The 20497-nt window shown below is 41.1% G+C and carries 14 protein-coding genes; 4 read left to right on the top strand and 10 right to left on the bottom strand.

Features of this window, described 5'->3' with window-relative positions:
- Positions 1-56: 56 nt before the first annotated feature.
- The 4 genes from phoU to C9J45_RS07450 are packed head-to-tail and all read right to left on the bottom strand — an operon-like array spanning position 57 to position 5526.
- Positions 57-764 (bottom strand): phosphate signaling complex protein PhoU, encoded by a 708-nt coding sequence (gene phoU / locus C9J45_RS07465; protein WP_006646297.1) that lies wholly within the window; start codon positions 762-764, stop codon positions 57-59.
- 12 nt (positions 765-776) lie between these two features.
- Positions 777-1595, bottom strand: coding sequence for a phosphate ABC transporter ATP-binding protein PstB (gene pstB, locus C9J45_RS07460; RefSeq protein ID WP_107205970.1), 819 nt, complete (start codon positions 1593-1595; stop codon positions 777-779).
- 46 nt (positions 1596-1641) lie between these two features.
- Positions 1642-3279 (bottom strand): phosphate ABC transporter permease PstA, encoded by a 1638-nt coding sequence (gene pstA / locus C9J45_RS07455; protein ID WP_107292373.1) that lies wholly within the window; start codon positions 3277-3279, stop codon positions 1642-1644.
- 15 nt (positions 3280-3294) lie between these two features.
- Complete coding sequence (locus C9J45_RS07450) at positions 3295-5526, bottom strand: ABC transporter permease subunit (RefSeq protein WP_107292372.1); 2232 nt, start codon at positions 5524-5526, stop codon at positions 3295-3297.
- A gap of 287 nt (positions 5527-5813) precedes the next feature.
- Between C9J45_RS07450 and C9J45_RS07445 the strand changes: the two genes are divergently transcribed.
- From C9J45_RS07445 to ppx, 3 genes are all read left to right on the top strand, one after another.
- Positions 5814-6314 (top strand): glycine cleavage system protein R, encoded by a 501-nt coding sequence (locus tag C9J45_RS07445; protein WP_107205967.1) that lies wholly within the window; start codon positions 5814-5816, stop codon positions 6312-6314.
- Between the two features lie 121 nt (positions 6315-6435).
- A complete protein-coding gene (ppk1, locus tag C9J45_RS07440) occupies positions 6436-8523 on the top strand; it encodes a polyphosphate kinase 1 (RefSeq protein ID WP_107205966.1) in 2088 nt (695 codons plus the stop codon).
- A 1-nt stretch (position 8524) separates the two neighbouring features.
- A complete protein-coding gene (gene ppx / locus C9J45_RS07435; protein WP_107205965.1) occupies positions 8525-10045 on the top strand; it encodes an exopolyphosphatase in 1521 nt (506 codons plus the stop codon).
- Positions 10046-10142: 97 nt separating this feature from the next.
- Here the strand turns inward: ppx and C9J45_RS07430 are convergent, their stop codons facing one another.
- The 5 genes from C9J45_RS07430 to C9J45_RS07410 all read right to left on the bottom strand — a co-directional run bounded on the left by C9J45_RS07430 (position 10143) and on the right by C9J45_RS07410 (position 18580).
- Positions 10143-11153: a PstS family phosphate ABC transporter substrate-binding protein gene (locus C9J45_RS07430; protein ID WP_233217656.1), complete on the bottom strand. Its 1011-nt coding sequence runs from the start codon at positions 11151-11153 to the stop codon at positions 10143-10145.
- A gap of 14 nt (positions 11154-11167) precedes the next feature.
- Positions 11168-12499, bottom strand: coding sequence for a phosphate regulon sensor histidine kinase PhoR (gene phoR, locus C9J45_RS07425; RefSeq protein WP_107247362.1), 1332 nt, complete (start codon positions 12497-12499; stop codon positions 11168-11170).
- Between the two features lie 159 nt (positions 12500-12658).
- The gene (gene phoB, locus C9J45_RS07420; protein ID WP_005369349.1) at positions 12659-13348 is read right to left on the bottom strand and encodes a phosphate regulon transcriptional regulator PhoB; all 690 of its coding nucleotides are present in this window, start codon (positions 13346-13348) and stop codon (positions 12659-12661) included.
- Positions 13349-13535: 187 nt separating this feature from the next.
- A complete protein-coding gene (locus C9J45_RS07415; protein ID WP_107292371.1) occupies positions 13536-17333 on the bottom strand; it encodes an AAA family ATPase in 3798 nt (1265 codons plus the stop codon).
- 14 nt (positions 17334-17347) lie between these two features.
- Positions 17348-18580 carry an exonuclease SbcCD subunit D C-terminal domain-containing protein gene (locus C9J45_RS07410; protein WP_107292370.1) on the bottom strand — a complete coding sequence of 411 codons (1233 nt, stop codon included), beginning with the start codon at positions 18578-18580 and terminating at the stop codon, positions 17348-17350.
- A 335-nt stretch (positions 18581-18915) separates the two neighbouring features.
- On the opposite strand from C9J45_RS07410, the gene C9J45_RS07405 reads away from it, so the two are divergent.
- Entirely contained in the window at positions 18916-19704 is a 789-nt protein-coding gene (locus C9J45_RS07405; RefSeq protein WP_107205960.1) for a glycosyltransferase family 2 protein, read from the top strand.
- A 505-nt stretch (positions 19705-20209) separates the two neighbouring features.
- Here the strand turns inward: C9J45_RS07405 and C9J45_RS07400 are convergent.
- Positions 20210-20368: a hypothetical protein gene (locus C9J45_RS07400; RefSeq protein ID WP_369919083.1), complete on the bottom strand. Its 159-nt coding sequence runs from the start codon at positions 20366-20368 to the stop codon at positions 20210-20212.
- Positions 20369-20497 lie beyond the last annotated feature (129 nt).

The raw sequence follows: 20497 nt of genomic DNA, 5'->3' as shown, positions 1-20497 counted from the left end.
GCTAAGCTTCTAAATCAAGCTCAGCGCCCTTATTACAGATTCATGTATCCAGAGTATTATAGGAAGTTAGTAATATCTTCTGGGTTAGTGTGGCGAATATCTTTACCTTGCACGAAATAGATAATGTATTCACAAATATTTTGGCAACGATCCCCCACACGTTCAATAGAGCGCGCCGCCCACATCACCTTCATCACACTAGGAATAGAATCGGGATCCTCTTTCATGTAAGTCATCAGTTGACGAATAATTGCTTCATATTCTCGATCAATTCGATCATCCGTTTGATAAACATCAATCGCGGCTTTAACATCCATACGGGCGAAAGCATCTAGCACTTCATGTAACATGCGTACTGCGTTTTGACCTAAAGATTCTAACGATGCTAACAAGTTATATTGCTTATTAGTAAAATTCCCTAGTGCGACTTTAGCAATACTTTCCGCCACGTCACCAATACGTTCTAAATCGGTAATGGTTTTTATAATTGCGATAACAAGACGTAAGTCACTGGCTGTCGGTTGGCGTTTAGCAATAATACGCGTACACGCCTCATCGATTGCGACTTCCATTGCATTAACTTTGCGATCATCTTGGATCACGCGTTTCGCCAAATCTTCTTCTTGTTTATGCAGTGCTTTTAAGGCATCTGCCAACTGCTGTTCAACTAAGCCGCCCATCGCTAAAACATGGGTACGAATACTTTCTAATTCATGATTAAACTGACCAGAAATATGTCGACCAAGGCTAATGTTATTTAACATGATGGTGTGTCCTTAACCATAACGTCCTGTAATATAATCTTCAGTACGTTTTTCTCTTGGGGTGGTGAAAATATCATTGGTGCTCGAGTATTCCACCAGCTCTCCCATATAGATAAAAGCTGTTTGATCTGACACCCGTGCTGCTTGCTGCATGTTATGTGTCACGATAATCACGGTATATTTGGTTTTTAGATCATTGATCAACTCTTCAATCGTTAAGGTTGATATTGGATCCAGCGCTGATGTTGGCTCATCAAGTAGTAATATCTCAGGTTCAATAGCAATCGCACGCGCAATCACTAAACGCTGCTGTTGGCCTCCTGATAAACCAAACGCATTTTCATGCAACCTGTCTTTTACTTCATCCCATAACGCTGCCGAACGCAATGAACTTTCAACCGCATCATCTAAAATACGTCGATCACTGATCCCTTGTAGACGTAAACCATAAACCACATTTTCATATATGGATTTAGGAAAAGGATTCGGGCGTTGAAACACCATTCCTACACGACGACGTAATGACGCAACATCCACTTTTGTATCGTAGATATTTTGTCCATGTAGCATAATTTTACCATCGACATGGCAGCCTTCAATCAAATCGTTCATTCGGTTAATACAACTTAATAACGTTGATTTACCACAACCTGAAGGGCCGATAAATGCAGTAACCTGACCTTTAGGAATACGCATATTAATATTATACAAAGCTTGCGTTTTACCATAGTGTAGGTTCAAACCTTCAATCGATAATGCCGTTTGCTCATCGGGTAACGAAGAGAGATCGACGGGTTCAAATAAACCTATTGATGGTGAAGCAGAATACATAATGTTCTCTCTGTTAATAATCGACTATTCATCGCACTACGTTTGCTCACAACTCTAATGAGCGAAATTTTTCGCGCAGATGATTACGGATCCCAATTGCGGTTAAATTTAAACTTACAATCACCGTCACTAATAAAAATGACGTTGCGTAAACCAAGGGTCTTGCCGCTTCAACATTCGGGCTTTGGAACGCAACATCATAAATATGATACCCCAAATGCATAAACTTACGATCAAGGTGAACAAAAGGAAAATGAACATCAACGGGCAATGTTGGTGCCATTTTTACAACCCCAACTAACATTAAAGGTGCTACTTCTCCCGCCGCCCTTGCCACCGCTAAAATCAACCCCGTCATAATGGCAGGGCTTGCCATAGGGAGCACTATACGCCATAACGTTTCAGCTTGAGTTGCGCCTAATGCCAAAGAACCATTTCTCACCGAACTCGGTATTCGCGATAAACCTTCTTCTGTTGAAACAATAACAACCGGTAATGTCATGATCGCCAATGTTAATGCCGACCATAAAATCCCAGGGGTGCCAAATGTTGGTGTCGGCAATTGAGCAGAGAAAAAGACATCATCAATTGTCCCCCCTACCATGTACACAAAAAAGCCTAACCCGAACACTCCATAGACAATAGACGGTACACCCGCAAGATTAATCACCGCAATACGTATGACCTTTGTAAAGTTATTATTCCCTGCATATTCATGAAGATAAATTGCTGCTAATACGCCTAATGGCGTCACCATGACACTCATTAGCAACACCATAAATACTGTACCAAAGATTGCCGGAAATACACCGCCTTCGGTATTAGCTTCACGGGGCGCTTCGGTTAAAAATTTATAAACCTGTTTCCCCCAATGCTGAAACTTTTCAATGAAGGTTAATTTATTGGGATACCACATATCTAGTACTTGAGACATCGATAAGGTGATCGTTTTACCTTGGCTATCTCGAAGTAATAAACTGGCACTATCTAGTTGAGACTGTAATGAAAACAAACGATTTTCAATGTTTTTATAAATCGTTTTATAGTTCAGTTCCTCACGTTCAATCCGTGCTTTTTCGTCAGACGTTAATTTATCTTTTAAAGCTAATTGACGCTTTTCTAAACGTAGCTTTTCTAAATGCCAATTCGTATCTGCAATTTCGATCTGTTGTAGTTTCTTTAATTCAGTTCTAATTGCAGAAGCTTCACTTAACGCGATAGGTAAATAGTCCATGCTATTACGCACACCATTTGCCATAATTGCGATAGGATAGCCATAAAACTTACCATTCGTTTCTCGATCGACAACAGCAATGTTTTTCGCTATTTCTTGATGTTTTATTTGGCTTTTTAATACCGTAAAAAAGTCGGTGCCCACTCGTTCACGATTACCAATTTTGATGAGATAACGCATCTCAACCGGACCAGGCATATGAGAAACATCACCCCCTGCTTCACGCAATTGCTGCAACGGGATCGCTTTACTGTCATACAACTCACCAATCACGGTTTGGTGTTTACCTGCAATATCAATATCGAATTGATAAACAGGTGAAGGCCAAAAGTAGCTTAAGCCTTTATAACCAATAAGTAATAATAATCCTAAAACAGCAACAAGGCTTAGGCTAACCGCACCCGCAGTTACCCAAATCCAAGGAGAGCCAGATTTAAACCATTTAATCATGATCACCTCCCTCTCTTATAGTGAACTGTATTTTTCACGTAAACGTTGCCTCACAACCTCAGCGATTGTATTGAATACAAAGGTAAAGACGAATAATACAAACGCCGCTAAAAACAATACTCGATAATGCGAACTTGCCACTTCAGACTCAGGCATTTCAATTGCAATGGTTGCAGCCAATGTTCTTAAGCCCTGTAATAAATTCCAATCCATAACAGGGGTATTCCCCGTCGCCATCAATACAATCATCGTTTCTCCAACAGCTCGACCTAGCCCCATCATTACCGCCGAGAAAATACCTGGGCTTGCTGTTAGCAAAACCACTTTGGTTAAGGTTTGCCATTGCGTCGCACCCAATGCCAAAGAACCTTTCGTTAAATGGCTAGGGACAGAGAACACTGCATCTTCTGCAATCGTGAAAATAGTGGGGATCACCGCAAACCCCATTGCGATACCAACAATTAACGCATTACGTTGATCGTAACCAATACCATAATCATGAGATAAATAACTTTGTAAATCGCTGCCAAATAGCCACTGAGACAACCATGGACTCACCGCAAAACAGCCATAACCGATCAAGACGATCATCGGGATCAAAATAGCGATGTGAAAACCATGAGGGATACGTGAACGCCATTGTCCAGGTAACATTGACCAAATAAAACCAATTACAACCATACTTATCGGTAATGTAATAAAGCTTAAGGCAACCCCAGTCAGATTCTGATCAACGATAGGTGCAAGCCAAATTCCAGCTAAAAAACCTAAGATCACCGTCGGTAAAGCTTCCATTAATTCAATCGTTGGCTTGATTAATCGACGCACTTTAGAGGACATAAAGTAAGCGGTATAAATCGCACCCGCCAGTGCCAACGGTATCGCAAATAACATCGAAAAAAACGCAGCTTTCAATGTGCCAAAAATAATCGGCACCAAGCTTAATTTGGGTTCAAACTCGTCACTTGCTGACGTTGATTGCCAAACATAATCAGGCTCAGGATATCCCTCGTACCACACTTCTTGCCACAGTGATGAAATACCAATATCCGGATGGGAATTATTCACTTTATAGGTTTGCCACTTACCATTATCTAGCGTGAGCAACATATTCGCTTTTGGTGATATAGCGATATCTTGAGGGACAGTCTCAAATACCTGATCTTGATAAATCACATCACGCTCAGAGGTATAATAAGCCGATACTCGACCATCTTGTTGAATAACAAAAAAGCCTTTGCGGTAATACTCAGGGACGATTTTCACAATAGGGCTAGAAGAAAAAAGGAAATCTCGCACCTTCACTAATTGACGTTTCCCCTCTTTGACCACTTCAAACCATTGGGTGATCGTATTATTAGAGTTTGTTACTAATAAGGAATTCGCCCCTGATAATAAATTAATCCGCTCAGGCGTTACTGTTTTATCATTAGAGAGTTTCGTTGTTTGTCTCAATACCGCGTGCTGATGTTGAAGAGAATAAGTAAAGAGTGTTTTACCACTTAAAACATAAAGTGTTTTACCGTCAGGCGTTAATACAAGCTGCTCAACACTCGCAGGTACATCATCAATATTAAATTGAAATTGGTGCCATGTTTTATCATCTGCTGCGCTCATTTCTGAATGAGAGAACCTAACCACAGAGAGTTTATCTTGGTTAGTATAAGCGGCTAAAATAATAGTGTTATCACGCCCTGATATGGCTAATTTATCAATAATATCTTGTTTGGCAACGATAGATAATGACGCTTTTCCAACAGGGTAATCAATAACCGGAAATAGCTGCTTTTTGTTTTGATCAAACGTGAAATTAAAATCAGCTTTCACTATTTTTACTTGGCCACCCGCCAATGCATAGGCGACCAATCCATCCCGCGGCAAACTGGTTGCAACGGCAGTAGGATCATTAACAAGTGTCTGTTGTTTAATCACCTGTCCTGATGCTGGCGGTGGTGATAGTCGGATAAAATCTACCTGACCTTCCGTGGTAAAACGATAAGCTAAGGTATTACTATCATCAATGCCTACTCGCGCAGTGTGCCCCGGCAAGGTTAATGAGAACTGGGAGGTTGGTTTAACCGAAACAGAAGAGAAAATAGGAACAATAACGTAGAGTAAATAGAAAAAAATCAGTACCAAGGTTACAAGTACAAAAATACCGCCAGCCGTCACACCTAAACGCGCTAACTTATCTTTCATTCGACGAAGATGATTTTCTCCCATTAAAAACGAACTGGCGTGTGCCATTATTACCTCAAACCTATTTATACGGACTAAAGTGTATTTCTATTACATGACACTTTTATTACAGGTGATATTACTCAAAATTACATAGTGCACAAATTTATAAATCAGAACTGAAAGAGAATGTCATTAACAATCAATAAATCATGACAACTTACGCATTTACTCATTTATGTCCATTTCAACCATAGACAGCATAAATGGTTATTAGGATAATTATTGATAAGTATCAATAAGTTTGTTGCTAATTGTCACGGCATCAACAACCATTACAAATAAGGAGAGCTGTAATGAAACAACTCATAATTACTGTTATAGGTAAAGATAAAACGGGACTGGTAGAGCAACTTTCAGACACGGTATATAACAACCATGCGAATTGGCTAAAAAGTTCATTAACTCAGCTAAGTGGCCAATTTGCAGGGATTGTTCAAGTTGAAGTTTCCCCTCAACACATTCAACAACTTAGCGATGCATTATCGCAAATTTCGGGGTTGCAGATCCACATTGTCGAGGCACAAATCAAAGCTTCCTCACAACAGCAAATGCAGAAATTAACCGTTACAGGTAATGATCGGTTAGGGATTGTTAAAGACGTCACGACCCATCTGCATCAACTAGGCATAAACATCTACAAGCTCAAAACGAAAACGGAAAGCGCACCTAACTGGGGATACCCGATTTTTACCGCGCAATTTCAACTCGAGCTGCCAACCGATCTCAGCATGGATACCGTACAAGAACAATTAGAATTATTAGCCGATGATTTAACCATAGATATTGAACAATAATTTAAATATCTGGCTGATCAAACAATCACTCAAATTTACATCTCACTGTAACGCTAATACCTTATATTTGCCACAAACAGCTTAGTTTTATAATGCAAAGTAACAAGGACGAACACCGCGCATGACTACCGAAAATCTATATATTGAAAAAGAGCTAAGTTGGCTCTCTTTTAACGAACGAGTATTACAAGAAGCAGCAGACAAGTCTGTTCCTCTCATTGAACGAGTACGATTTCTCGGTATTTTTTCCAGCAATACAGATGAGTTCTACAAAGTCCGCTTTGCTGATGTGAAGCGCCAAATTTTAATTCATGAAGCACAAGGTGGCAGTGATCAAGCCAAAAAATTATTGAGCAAGATCCAAAGTCGAGTACTAAAGCTAAATCAAGATTTTGATACGCTATACAATGAAATATTGTTAGAAATGGCGCGTCGTCATATCTTTTTAGTTAATGAATTACAGTTAGAAGACAGCCAGAAAGCATGGTTGAAACATTATTTCCAACACACCATTTTGCCCCATGTTACCCCGATTTTACTTACTGACGATGTCGACATACTGCAAGTCCTCAAGGATGAATACTCCTATCTTGCTGTCGCTATGACCAAAAACCATGAAACCCATTATGCGTTAATAGAGATCCCAACTGATCAACTGCCCCGTTTTGTTCAATTACCCAAAACCAAAGGGAAACGTCATAAAACTCTTATCTTGCTTGATAATATTATTCGACTTTGTATCGATGATTTATTCAACGGCTTTTTTGAATATGACGAACTTGCCGTATTTGCGATGAAAATGACCCGCGATGCAGAATACGATCTCAGCCAAGAAGTTGAACACAGCTTGCTAGAACAAATGTCAGAAGGGTTAAATCAACGCCTAACTGCGATGCCTGTACGTTTTGTATATCAACGTGATATGCCGGGTGATATGATCAATGTGTTATGCGATAAACTCCAAGTATCAAGCTATGACAGTGTGATCCCCGGTGGCCGTTATCACAATTTTAAAGACTTTATTGGTTTCCCTAATGTCGGTAGAAGCTATTTAGAGAACAAAGATCTTCCGCCAATTAAAAGCTATCAATTTACATCGGCTCGTAATGCCTTTGATGCCATCAAAGCGCAAGATATTTTATTGTATTACCCATACCACACCTTTAGTCATATAACTGAGTTGGTACGACAAGCCTCTTACGATCCCAAAGTCCGTAGCATTAAAATCAATATTTATCGTGTTGCTAAAAACTCACGCATTATTGAATCAATGATTGATGCTGCCAACAACGGTAAGAGTGTAACTGTCGTTGTCGAACTGCAAGCACGCTTTGATGAAGAAGCCAATATTGAATGGGCAAGGCGTCTCACTGAGGCTGGAGTAAACGTTATTTTTGGTGTGCCAGGGTTAAAAATCCACTCCAAACTTTGCCTAATCACCCGTAAAGAATCAGGCGAGCTGGTTCGATATGCGCATATCGGTACGGGTAACTTTAATGAAAAAACCGCTCGAATTTATACCGACTTTTCACTCCTAACCTGTGAAAAAGCCATTACCGATGAAGTAAAACAAGTCTTTGCTTATATCGCAAACCCATATCGCCCCGTTAAATTTAACCATTTAATCGTATCCCCGCGTAACTCTCGCTCTCGATTGTATGAACTCATTGATAGAGAAATAGCTCATGCTAAGCAAAAGTTACCATCAGGTATTACACTTAAGGTCAATAACCTCGTCGATAGAGGTTTGATTAATATGCTATATCAAGCCAGTAATAGCGGCGTGAAAATCAAATTAATTGTTCGAGGTATGTGTTCATTAATTCCCGGGATTAAGGGGATCAGCGACAACATTACCGCGATCAGTATTATCGACAGATTTCTAGAGCATCCTCGCGTCGCGGTATTTGAAAATAATGGTGATACTGAGGTTTATATTTCATCAGCTGATTGGATGAGCCGGAATATTGATAATCGTATTGAAGTCGGGTGCCCTATTAATTCACCGGTGTTAAAACAACGTATTATCGATATTCTTAATATCCAACTTTGCGATACTGTCAAAGCACGTATTATCGATGAAGGCATGCATAACCATTATGTACCGCGTGGTAATAGACGAAAAATTCGCTCACAAACGGCAATTTATGATTATCTGAAACACAGCGAGAAAAAACTGAAAAAGCACGCTGAAAAAACAGAGAAATAAAATGACAAAAACTAATTCTTCGCCACAACCTCGCGAAATAGCAGCTATCGATATCGGTTCAAATAGCTTTCATATGGTTGTGGCTCGCATTGTTGGTCAAAGCCTTCAAATTGTCAGCCGTCATAAACAAAGAGTCCACCTTGCATCTGGGCTTGATAAACATTTAAACCTTGATCAAGCCGCCATGAATCGCGGCTTAAGCTGCCTTGCAATGTTTGCCGAAAGACTGCAAGGCTTTAAACCTGAAAATGTCCGTATCGCGGCAACGTACACATTACGTCAGGCGCAAAATGCCCATATTTTTCTCCAACGAGCTGAGCGTATTTTACCCTTCCCCATCGAGATCATTCCCGGAACAGAAGAAGCCCGCTTAATTTATCTTGGCGTTGCACATACCCAACCCGATAAAGGTAAAAAACTGGTGATCGATATCGGTGGCGGTAGCACTGAATTAGTCATTGGTGAAGAATTTGATACCCATATTTTATATAGCAAGCATATGGGGTGTGTAAGCTACAACAAACTCTTTTTTTCTAATGGAAAACTCAGCCGTAAAAATATTGCGGCGGCCCAACTTGCAGCACGCCAGAAGCTTGAAAGTATCGCCAGTAAATATACCGATATTGGATGGGATAAAACCTTAGGTTCGTCTGGCACCATTAAAGCTATCCGTGAAGTATTAATCGCTCAAGGTCATAGCGATGGCGTGATCACATCATCTCGTTTAAACCGATTACTTGATCAAATTAGCACCTTTAAACATCAAGATGATCTCGAACTTCCGGGCTTAACCGATGAGAGAAAGCCTGTTTTTGCCGCTGGAGTAGCGATCTTAAGTGCTGTGTTTGAAGCGCTTGATATTGATGATATGCATTTTTCCAGTGGCGCATTACGCGAGGGGTTACTGTATGAAATGGAACAACGATTCCGTCACAGTGATATCCGTATTCGTACTGCTGATGCAATGGCAAAACAATACAATATCGACACCACACAAGCGAAACGTGTTCAAACAACTGCGATTGATATTTACGATCAAATAGATACTCAACCAGGAATGAACAAAAACGAATTATCGACCTTGCTATCATGGGGTGCGTTACTTCATGAAGTTGGGCTAAATATAAGCTATCCCGGATTTCATCGCCATAGTGCTTACTTACTTCGATATAGCACTATGCCAGGATTCAATATCGAACAACAAACGGTACTTTCAACCTTAGTACGCTATCAACGTAAAACATTAAAACTGACAGAAATGCCCGAGTTGACCATCTATAAACGTAAACATCTTTACCCGTTAATTCGTACCTTGCGTATTGCCGTGGTGTTAAATGGGCAGCGCAGTGATGAACCATTACCACATATAAAAGTGAATGCCGATAAAGAGCACTGGCAATTAACCTTACCTAAAGGTTGGACATCAGAAAATAAATTACTCGCAGCAGATATGCGAACGGAACAAGAATATTGGCATAAAGCGGGATGGATGCTAGAAGTTAATGAATTGAGTGACTCATAGTTATACCTAACAGCTAAAACAACAACGCCAGCGAAATGCTGGCGTTGTCAATTAACCATTTCTACTTAGCTTATTAGGCAGTAAACATCATCTACAGTTACAGCCCAAGCGCAGCCATATTTTGTTCAACAACCTTTACGGGTAACGGAATATAACCGTCTTTTTGAACAATTTTCTGGCCGTCACTCGATAGAATAAAGCGCAAAAATTCCCCTTCCATCGGTGCTAACGGCTTGTTCGGGTGTTTATTAACATAAATATATAAAAAGCGGGATAATGGGTAATGACCACTGACTGAATTCTCAATCGTCGCTTCAACATAATCATCTCCTTCACGCGCCACAGGTATCGCTTTAATCCCTGTCGTTTTATAGCCTATCCCGGAATAACCAATCGCATTTAATGAAGTTGATACCGATTGTACAACCGATGCCGATCCCGGTTGCTCATTAACATTGTTACGAAAATCCCCTCGACATAGCGCATGTTTTTTAAAATAGCCATAGGTCCCTGAAACTGAATTTCGTCCATAGATCTGAATACCACGATCTTTCCAGCTACCCGGCAAGCCTAGCTGTCCCCATTTGGTAATAGGTTTTAATGCACCACAACGTAAGGTTTGTGAATAAATCGCATCTAACTGCTCAAAGTTAATCCCCTTTAATGGATTATCTTCATGCACAAACACCGCAAGCGCATCAACGGCAACTTTAATCGCAGTCGGTTTATAACCATACTCTTGCTCAAATGCTTCAATTTCTTTGTTTTTCATTGCTCGGCTCATTGGGCCAAGTTGCGCTGTCGCTTCAATTAATGCGGTTGGCGCTGTTGATGACCCTGCCGTTTGAATTTGAATATTGATGTTTGGATAGCGACGTTTAAATTCTTCCGCCCAATAAGTCATTAAGTTCGCCAAGGTATCTGAACCAACTGACGACAAGTTACCGGAAATGCCGCTCACTTTCTGATAAGGCAATAAGCTTGGCTCTACAGCTTTAACGCTTGATGTTTCTATACTGGATGTTTCAGTTTCAGCCTGAGCGCTGCCAGCCAGTAATAACAACAATACCCCAGTAAAAGATTTCAATCGCTTACTTATACATTTCATCTCTTTAATCACTTCTAAATATCATCGGCTAATTCAGCCGTTTGAGTGTTATCTGCAATTAATCGAGACGGCAGTGTAAATGCAAAGGTACTGCCCTTTTCAAGCTCACTTTCAATTTCTAAATGGGAGTCATGATGGCTCAAAGCATGTTTAACAATCGCCAGTCCCAAACCACTACCGCCAGTTTCACGAGAACGGGCTTTATCCACACGATAGAAACGCTCTGTTAAGCGATGAATATGCTGAGCTTCAATGCCCTCACCACTATCTGTTACTTCTAATCTTGCACCGTTAGGCGAGCGATACCAACGAACCGTAATATCAGCATCACTTGGAGTATGTTTAACCGCGTTATAAACCAAATTAGAAATCGCACTACGTAGCTGATCATCATCTCCTAAGACACTTAAGCTCTGATCAATCTCAAAATTAAAATGCTGATTTTTATCCCCACTGAGTGAGATCGCTTCTTTTTCTAAAATATCTAACATCGCAGGTACATCGACCACTTCCTCTAACTCAATGGTTGGAGCGGCTTCAATTTTTGACAAGGTTAATAACTGTTCAACTAGCGCATTCATTCGCGCTAATTGCTCCGTCATCACCCCATGTGCACGATCCCACATTGGTCCCGATAGCATGTCAGGATCTGACGACATTTCAAGATAACCTTGCAGCACCGTCATTGGCGTGCGCAATTCGTGAGAAACGTTAGCAAAGAAATTACGACGCATACCTTCAAGCTGCTTAAGCTGAGATACATCACGTACCGCCATCAAATACTCACCTTCGGTATAACGCATGATCCGCAGCTCTAAGGTGCGGTCATAGTTCATTGGTGAAGTGATTTCTAATGGCGTATCAAAAGACTGTCTTGCCAGAAAACGAACAAAATCAGGGCTTCTTAATAAGTTACTAATAGGTTGACCCGCATCATCAGGCCAACGTAAGCCCAATAATTGCTGCGCTAATTTATTGCACCAAACGATATTGCCTTCACTGCGGAATACAACAACTGCATCGGGTAACGATTCAGCACCATTACGGAAACGACGAATTAGGGTGGTTAATTCTTTACGGCGGCGACGATTACGTTGTTGTAAACGATACATGCCATTAAATAGCGGCTCCCAACTACCAGAACCAGAAGGAGGAGTAAGGCTACGATCTTTCCATAACCAATCAGACATTTTCAATTGATTGTGGAAATGCCAAATCAGTTGAATCCACGTTGCGACGAGTAAAAACCATGGTAAATAACCGAAAATCAGACCAAGGATGATCCACGGTAGATAAAACAGAATTAACTCCCATACCAATTTTTTCCATGACAATCTTTCGACCATGCTTTACTCCTTGTAACGGAGTTATGGTATGGATCCGTTACATTAAATTTCTTTACTCGTACAAACAACACAACCTCCAACCTTATCGAACTGCGATAATGGATGAAGGCTCGTATTTTTCTTTATATAGCTAACCCGCATGTGGGTTGTGAATCACTACTATGGGCGAGTTGAGAAGCGATAACCTGCTCCACGTACCGTTTGCACCATCTTATCGTGTCCGCCTGATTCTAACGCTTTACGTAAACGACGAATGTGAACATCAACAGTACGATCTTCAACATAAACGTTAGTGCCCCAAACATTATTAAGTAGCTGTTCACGACTATAAACGCGCTCTTGGTGCGTCATAAAGAAGTGCAGCATTTTAAACTCTGTTGGGCCCATCTCTAATGGTTCATCATCCGATGTTACACGGTGCGATACAGGATCTAATTTCAGCCCTTGCACATCAATTACATCATCTAATGCTGTTGGTGACACACGACGCATAACCGCTTTTAAGCGTGCCATTAACTCTTTTGGAGAGAATGGTTTAGTGATGTAATCATCCGCACCTACTTCAAGACCACGAACTTTATCTTCTTCCTCACCACGTGCTGTTAACATTACAACAGGGATTTGGCGTGTAAGTTCATCGCGCTTAAGGTGTTTGATCAGGTTAATACCTGAACCACCGGGTAACATCCAGTCCATGAGAATAAGTTCAGGATATGGTTCGCACATTTTTTCTAGCGCTGTGTCATAGTCCTCAGCTTCGATCGCTTGATAGCCCTTTTGCTCCAACACGAAACATAACATTTCACGAATTGGAGCTTCATCTTCTACCACAAGAATCCGTCTTACCATAATCAAATATACCTAGTCGTTTGCTTCATCTGACAAGCGCCATTATGTGTTCTTAATATTACACTTTTGTGACTTATTGTAATAAAAGTATAAACTAAGTTGAATATGTATCATTTAAACACTCTCATATTTTATAAAATAATGATATGAATATTAAATAATTACAATGAGTTAATGCGTATTTATATTAACCTTTTATGGCAATATGACTACGCCCCCCCCCTTGTGCTTCAACAGCCACTTGCACCCCGATACGTTCAACTAAAGTGCCTACATGGGAAATAACACCAATTTGTCGACCATCCGCTTGAAGTGCATCCAAACAGGCTAATGCCATTTCTAAACTATCAGGATCTAGGGTACCAAATCCTTCATCAATAAACAGAGAGCCGAGTTGTCGCGTATCTGCCGCCAGTGATGCCAAGGCTAAAGCCAAAGACAACGACACTAAGAAACTCTCGCCCCCCGAAAGCGATTCCACACTACGTACTTCATCGCCCATATCATGATCGATAACCTGCAACGCCAACGGGCTGCCCGGTACTGGTTGTAACGCATAACGTGGTGCAAGATCTTGCAAGTGATGGTTGGCATTAATCACTAACTGTTGCAGTGTTAACCCTTGAGCCAAGGTACGGAATTTATTACCCGTAGCCGAGCCGATTAAATCACTCATTTCCATCCACAGCTCAGTTTGCGTTTGCTGAGTCGCTAATGCTGAGCGAAGATCGCCTGCTTGTTTTTCCGCTTGCTCGCCTAAATCTAAACGCTGACGTAATTGGAAGACTTGATCATCAAGTTGCGATTTTTCCGTCTGCCATTGGCTAAACAATTGCTGTTGAGTTGAGGCGTCATCACCAATGTCATGTTCACTAAACCACTGCTTGGCTAATTCAACCGTCGGCTGATAATCAACCTGTGCTTGCTGTCTTTCTTTAACAATAGTTTCGCCTTGCGACACCGCTTGCTCTAGCTGTTTTAGTTCACTGCGCTCTTGCTGTAACCATGCCTCATCGTGACTTAATAACGCCGTTAATTCAGCTTCTGTTAACGCAAGCTTTTCCAACCATGCTTGCCACACTTGTTGTAGATTCTGTTGTGCTGTTTCAGATTCTGCTAATTGTTGGGTCGCGTTCTGCTGTTTGGTTAACTCTGCGGCAATCACTTCTGCCAATTGGTTTAATTGTGTTTGTCGCTGTTGGCATTGTTGCTGCTGTACGTCAACATCGGCTTTGGCTGAGCGTTCAATCGTATCGAGTGGCTGATCGCCAATCAGTTCCAACCGTTGTTGCCAACAAACCTGTTGCTCTTTCGCAAGACGGGCTACTTTTGCCGTTAACTCATCGGCTTGTTGCTCACCATGCTGAACGCTATTGGTTAGCGTCGCGAGCACTGGTGCAAGCTCTGTCAGCTGTTTTTCAAGCAATTGCTGTTGCTCAATATTGGTTTGATATTGTTGAACTTGGCGCTCTAAATCGGCAATAAAGCCCGCTTTACCTTGCAGAGCTAATGCGTTTATCCATGCGTCATTACCATAGATTGTCATTAACGCCTGCTGTCTTTCAGCTATCACGTTTTGCACATTATTAGCTTGTGCTGTAAACGCATTACATTGTTCTTGCGCTTGAGTTTGCTGCTGAGTTAGCAGATAGCCTTGCTCTTTCAGATCCGCTTCTTGCTTAGTTAATTGCTGTAATTGAAGCTGCTGTTGCTTGACTTCTTCAATCAGCACTTTGCGCTGCTCACCCTGAACTTTAATCTGCTGCATTTGCGATTTAGCATCATCGACTGCTTGTGACCAATGTGCTTGATAATGAGAAAGCTGAGCCACATCGCTATCAGTCGATAAGGTAATTTCAGTCAAAGTAATGGCATTTAGATCCGTTGCCATAAGATCGGTCCAATGGCATTGCTGCTGATTAACTAACGTCTGAATCGTATTATTAAAACCTGCAATCTCTTGCTCAATATCAGTGTGACGTTGCTTATCTTGCAAGACAGATTGAGTTAGCTGGCGCTGCTCGGCATTAGCATCTTGCAATTGCTGGGCTAATTGCTGTAATCGCTGTTGTTGTTGGCTAATAATGCTTTCAACTTGCGGATTATGCTGCTGATAAGGATGATTTTCAGAGCCACACAGTGGGCAAGCTTCACCTTCAACAAGCTGCTCGCGATAGTCAGTTAAGCTCATGACAGCACGGCTTTGGTTTAGCTGAAGCTCTACTTCTTTATGCTGAGCATCTAATTGTAATAACTCAGGGCTTAATGCCGCTAAACGTTGTTCACTGCCTGCAATATTCGTCACTAAACCTTGCTGCTGAAGCTGAGATTTATCGCGCTGTTGAAGCAAACCATGCCATTTATCTAGGCCGAATAAACTCTCTTTTAACTTACTACTTAATTGCTGATATGCAGAGTAATGCTGGCGTTCTTGATCTTGTAATTGTTCTAATGCCGTTAGATCGTGCGCTGCGGTTTGCTGCGTTAATTGCAGCTTTTGCTGATCTAATGCTGATAACTGTTTATCCAATTGGATCTGCTGCTGCGCCACACTCGCTAACGTTTTTTCACGCTGTTTTATGTCAGTTTGCAGCTGTGCAATTTGGCTTTGCGCTTGTTGATACTGACTGATGTTATCTTTGATCGCATTTTGCTGCTCCGCTAAGGCCTTTACCCCTTGCGTTTGAGCCAGTGCCGCGGTCACTTGTTGCTGTTGTAACTGGGCGGCGTGTTTCTGTTGTTGCTTACTCACAAGTTGCTCACGCTGGGTCGTGAGATCTTTATTTAAGCCAGCTAATTGCTTCTGTAACTCTGCGCTTTGCTGCTGTAAAGCATCACGCTTTTGCTCAATACTTGCCGCCTGTTTTAGCTTTGGTTCAAGATCGGTTAACAGCTGTTGTTTTTGCGCTAATTGCTGCTGGCTTTGCTCAACACTCGTTTGTAATTGCCCTTGTTGTTGCTGCTTAGCCGTTAATTCAGCGGTCGCTAATTGCAATGATTGCTGCCACTTGATCACTTGTTGCTGTGCTTGGGTTAATAGCGTGAAATCACCGCGGGCAGGCAGTGCTTGCTCATATTTTGTCAATTGCAGATAACGCGGCGCGGCTAATTGTTGGTCTTGCTTGGCTTGTACTAACTGCTGCTCACTTTCACCAATACGCTGCGTCAGTTTTTCAGCATTCACCAACACATCTTGATGCTGTTTTAGTTGCTCTAACTTTTGTTGCTGGCTATTTACTTGTTCACGAGCACTGACCAATTGAGTATTTAATGCTTCGCGCTCTTCGTCAGTTAACAGTGCGATATCACCTAACTTACCTTGAAGTTGCGTCAGTTTGAGCTTTTCATCTTTGGCACGTTCATGAGCCGCAATGGATAATCGACCGTAAATTTCACCGCCCGTCATACGCTCTAACAGTGCTGCACGTTCATCAGCCCCTGCTTTTAGAAATGCCGCGAATTCGCCTTGTGGCAACATCACAGCACGACGAAACTGATCGAAGCTCAAGCCAATCAGCTTTTCAATTTCTGCTTGTAGTTCTTGTTTTTTACCCGCGAAACGCTGCCCTGTTTCAATGTTTTCTAACCATTGTTCAGCGGCTTGAATTTTGCCTTCTGCACGACCACGCGCACGACGAACATGCCAATGCGAACGCCAATGTGAACCATCATTGGCAATAAAATCGACTTCGGCAAAACCTTCACCTTTACCGCGCGATAAAATACTACGCACATCATTGGCTTTGATGCGGTTATCTTCATCATCACGACCGATTTCAGCATCGTTCTTTTTGTTTGATTGCAAACGCGGAATACGATCAAACAACGCCAAACAAATCGCATCGAGCAAGGTTGATTTACCTGCCCCTGTTTTACCTGTGATCGCAAACAAGCCAGCATCGCCTAATCTGCCACCCGCAAAATCAATCTCAAATTTGGTTTGTAAACTCGCTAAATTTTCACCACGAAGCGCAAGGATTTTCATTGTTATTATCTCTCTTATTCTTGTTCTTCAACTTGGGTTAATAGGGTTTCAAACGCTTCAGCCATTGCTTCGGTTGGCTCACCATCGAATTTCTTATTCCAACTTAATGCGAACACTTGTTGTGGCGACACCTCTGATAATCGACGGTGTTGCAAGCTATCTTGTTGCTCGCGTTGGCTGTAATGAGGCGTAATTTTGGCAAGGCGAACAGATTTGCCTTCTAATGCTTGCAGCACTTTTTCACGCAAGAGGGCTTGTGGTTTATCAAGCAACACATGCACTTCTAAAAAGGGTTGTTGCTCACGTGGCAATTCATCGTCAGGTAAGGCTTTTAATGCGGCTAACACTTCATCTAACGGCGCGGGTTTTGTTGGCACTTTAAGCATATCGACACAGCGAGGAATACTGATCTCTTCAATAGCTTTAACGTCACTACCATCAAACTCTACTGCTAAAATTTGGTGGTTATAATTACGCTCTGACATCGATAGTGGAATCGGCGATCCGCTATAACGCACATGCTCTTTCTTCGCCACTTTTTGGGCTAAATGCAAATGTCCAAGCGCGACATAACCCATGTCATCAGCAAAAATGGAAGCGGGTAGCGCATGCTGATTACCGCCAAGTACACGACGTTCTGACATTTCAGATAATTGCCCTGATGCCATATACGCGTGTCCCATGCCGATCATCGCTTGTTCTGGCGCAAGCAATTCACGGGCGGCTTGGGTTATATCGCTATATAGCACTTCTACCCCTTTAATTAAGCGGTCTTCGTTTTCATCAAGGTTATCGGTACGTAAATCGGCACTGCGCAAAAACGGTACAGCTAATACATACGCGGCAGTTTGTTTATCTTTATTAGTGATAGGCACCAGCATACGCTTAACATCTAAGGTGCCATCTTCTAAGCGATGGATACCGCCAACCATATGCAAATCAAAGGCTTTTAATAGTTCATGAGGCGCATCAAGCTTGCTTGGTGAATCATGGTTACCGCCAATCATCACTACATCTAAATTCGGTAGGGTTTTCGACACTTTTGCCAAAAAGCGATACAACATGCGCCATGCGCTGGCTGGCGGATTGGCAGTATCGAAAATATCACCAGCAACTAATAAGGCATCCGCTTGCTGAGCTTCAAGTTCATCGGCTAACCAATCTAAGAACGCTTGATGTTCATAGTCGCGGTTATAACCGTGGAGTTGATGCCCTAAGTGCCAGTCAGAGGTATGGATGATTTTCATAATATAATGCGCAACCTAGCCAGAAATAATCTGCTGATTGTACCGTGAGATCTGCCAAACCACATCTGCTATTTCACTGCCTTACACAGCTATCACGGAATTTAATTTTTGATAAATAAGTCAGGGAGTTAGTTTTGGAGAATGATGTAGTTTAAAGTGTTAAAAATTAAAAAACTTTTAGTGTTGTTTTAGTTGAAACTACTTATAATTTATTTCTTTAATGTTTATCGTGCTTTTATTACTACGAGCACTTTCTAGAGCTCTGCTTGTAACGCCTTGATTTAGATAAATACATCTAAATACTTTATATATTATTCAACAATTCGGACACCTTAATGAAAACATCTTTAGTAATAACAACTTATAACTCTAAATTATATTTAAAGGCTGTTCTTAATAGCGTCTGCATGCAAAATATTTTACCAGATGAGGTAGTTATTGCTGATGATGGTTCATCAGACGGTACAGCCGAAATGTTGAGCAGTTTAAAAGATACTTTTCCTGTTCCATTAATTCATGCTTATCAAGAAGATGAAGGTTTTCGAGCTTCTAGAGCCAGGAATTTAGCCGTAAAAGCGGCCTCCGGCGATTTTATTGTAATGATCGATGGAGATATGTTCTTAACTCAAAACTTTATTCAATCACATATTAATAACGCTAAAAAAGGTACTTTAACTCAAGGCCCTAGAGTTAAGATGAGAAAAGAATTAAGTCTTCGTGTTATGAATGGATATGAATTTCCAAACTTATTCTCTTGGGGGATTAAAGGGTTAAGGTATAGAAAAAATGCTATCAACTCATCGTTCTTAACTAAGGCCCTTATATCTATAAGAAATGATATTAAAAATATAAGAAGCTGTAATTTTGCTTTTTGGAAACAAGACTATATAGCTATCAATGGTTTTGATAACGATTTTATTGGATGGGGAAGAGAAGATAGTGATTTTGCGCAACGCCTAGTTAATAACGGAATAAAAATACAACATATTCGTTGTGGGTGTATTGGCTACCATCTTTGGCATGAAGGTAACTCCCAAGATAATTTAGGCGTAAACCATGAACTGTTATTAGATACAATTAAAAATAAAAAAATACGCTGTGATAATGGTATTGATCAACTTTAGGTATGTTGAATAAAAATTTATTAAATATTACTAACTTTGGCACATTTTAATGACTCTAAAAGGTCGCTTCGGCGGCCATTGTTATACTGAACGTTACCGTTAGTATAGTTTGTACATTAAGGAAACCAGTAGTAGTTGATTCTATTTCTGCCTATGATGAAAAGGGCTCTTTATATCTTGAGCTCTAAAGTCAACTTTTCTTTGTAATGTGTGCTTTATTGTTTCTGTCGCCTTCGTATTTTCAATCAGGTCCTGCTTTAGTTCTTCAGACTCTTCTCTAAACGCAAGAAGTTTACCTTTTTATTCAAATAAACTTTCACATAGAAAATGAGTTAAAACCGTCCTTCTCCAAGCAAAAATCACCGTTTCTCGTTTCAACAGCCCACGCAACATAGTTAACAGCATTATCAAGCCTCAATGACAGATATCCATCGCGAAGAAAAAACGATTTCTGTCTGTAGTGCTGCCGATAACATTAACTATGAACTGGAATACAATTATTTAATTATCGCCATTGATGCGGTAAGTAATGACTTAAGACATCCGCTTGCTGAGCCTCAAGTTCATCGGCTAGCCAATCTAAGAACGCTTGATGTTCATAGTCGCGGTTATAACCGTGGAGTTGATGCCCTAAGTGCCAGTCAGAGGTATGGATAATTTTCATAATATAATGCGCAACCTAGCCAGAAATAATCTGCTGATTGTACCGTGAGATCTGCCAAACCACATCTGCTATTTCACTGCCTTACACAGCTACCACGGAATTTTATTTTTGATAAATAAGTCAGGGAGT

Source organism: Photobacterium sp. GB-1, from assembly GCF_003026165.1.
Classification (GTDB): Bacteria; Pseudomonadota; Gammaproteobacteria; order Enterobacterales; family Vibrionaceae; genus Photobacterium.
Note: the sequence above shows the minus strand (reverse complement) of the source record. Positions and strands in the feature narration are given on the sequence as shown.

Coding starts and splice junctions, on each gene's coding strand:
- phoU (WP_006646297.1), bottom strand. CDS start 764: ATGTTAAATAACATTAGCCTTGGTCGACATATTTCTGGTCAGTTTAAT.
- pstB (WP_107205970.1), bottom strand. CDS start 1,595: ATGTATTCTGCTTCACCATCAATAGGTTTATTTGAACCCGTCGATCTC.
- pstA (WP_107292373.1), bottom strand. CDS start 3,279: ATGATTAAATGGTTTAAATCTGGCTCTCCTTGGATTTGGGTAACTGCG.
- C9J45_RS07450 (WP_107292372.1), bottom strand. CDS start 5,526: ATGGCACACGCCAGTTCGTTTTTAATGGGAGAAAATCATCTTCGTCGA.
- C9J45_RS07445 (WP_107205967.1), top strand. CDS start 5,814: ATGAAACAACTCATAATTACTGTTATAGGTAAAGATAAAACGGGACTG.
- ppk1 (WP_107205966.1), top strand. CDS start 6,436: ATGACTACCGAAAATCTATATATTGAAAAAGAGCTAAGTTGGCTCTCT.
- ppx (WP_107205965.1), top strand. CDS start 8,525: ATGACAAAAACTAATTCTTCGCCACAACCTCGCGAAATAGCAGCTATC.
- C9J45_RS07430 (WP_233217656.1), bottom strand. CDS start 11,153: ATGAAATGTATAAGTAAGCGATTGAAATCTTTTACTGGGGTATTGTTG.
- phoR (WP_107247362.1), bottom strand. CDS start 12,499: ATGGTCGAAAGATTGTCATGGAAAAAATTGGTATGGGAGTTAATTCTG.
- phoB (WP_005369349.1), bottom strand. CDS start 13,348: ATGGTAAGACGGATTCTTGTGGTAGAAGATGAAGCTCCAATTCGTGAA.
- C9J45_RS07415 (WP_107292371.1), bottom strand. CDS start 17,333: ATGAAAATCCTTGCGCTTCGTGGTGAAAATTTAGCGAGTTTACAAACC.
- C9J45_RS07410 (WP_107292370.1), bottom strand. CDS start 18,580: ATGAAAATCATCCATACCTCTGACTGGCACTTAGGGCATCAACTCCAC.
- C9J45_RS07405 (WP_107205960.1), top strand. CDS start 18,916: ATGAAAACATCTTTAGTAATAACAACTTATAACTCTAAATTATATTTA.
- C9J45_RS07400 (WP_369919083.1), bottom strand. CDS start 20,368: ATGAAAATTATCCATACCTCTGACTGGCACTTAGGGCATCAACTCCAC.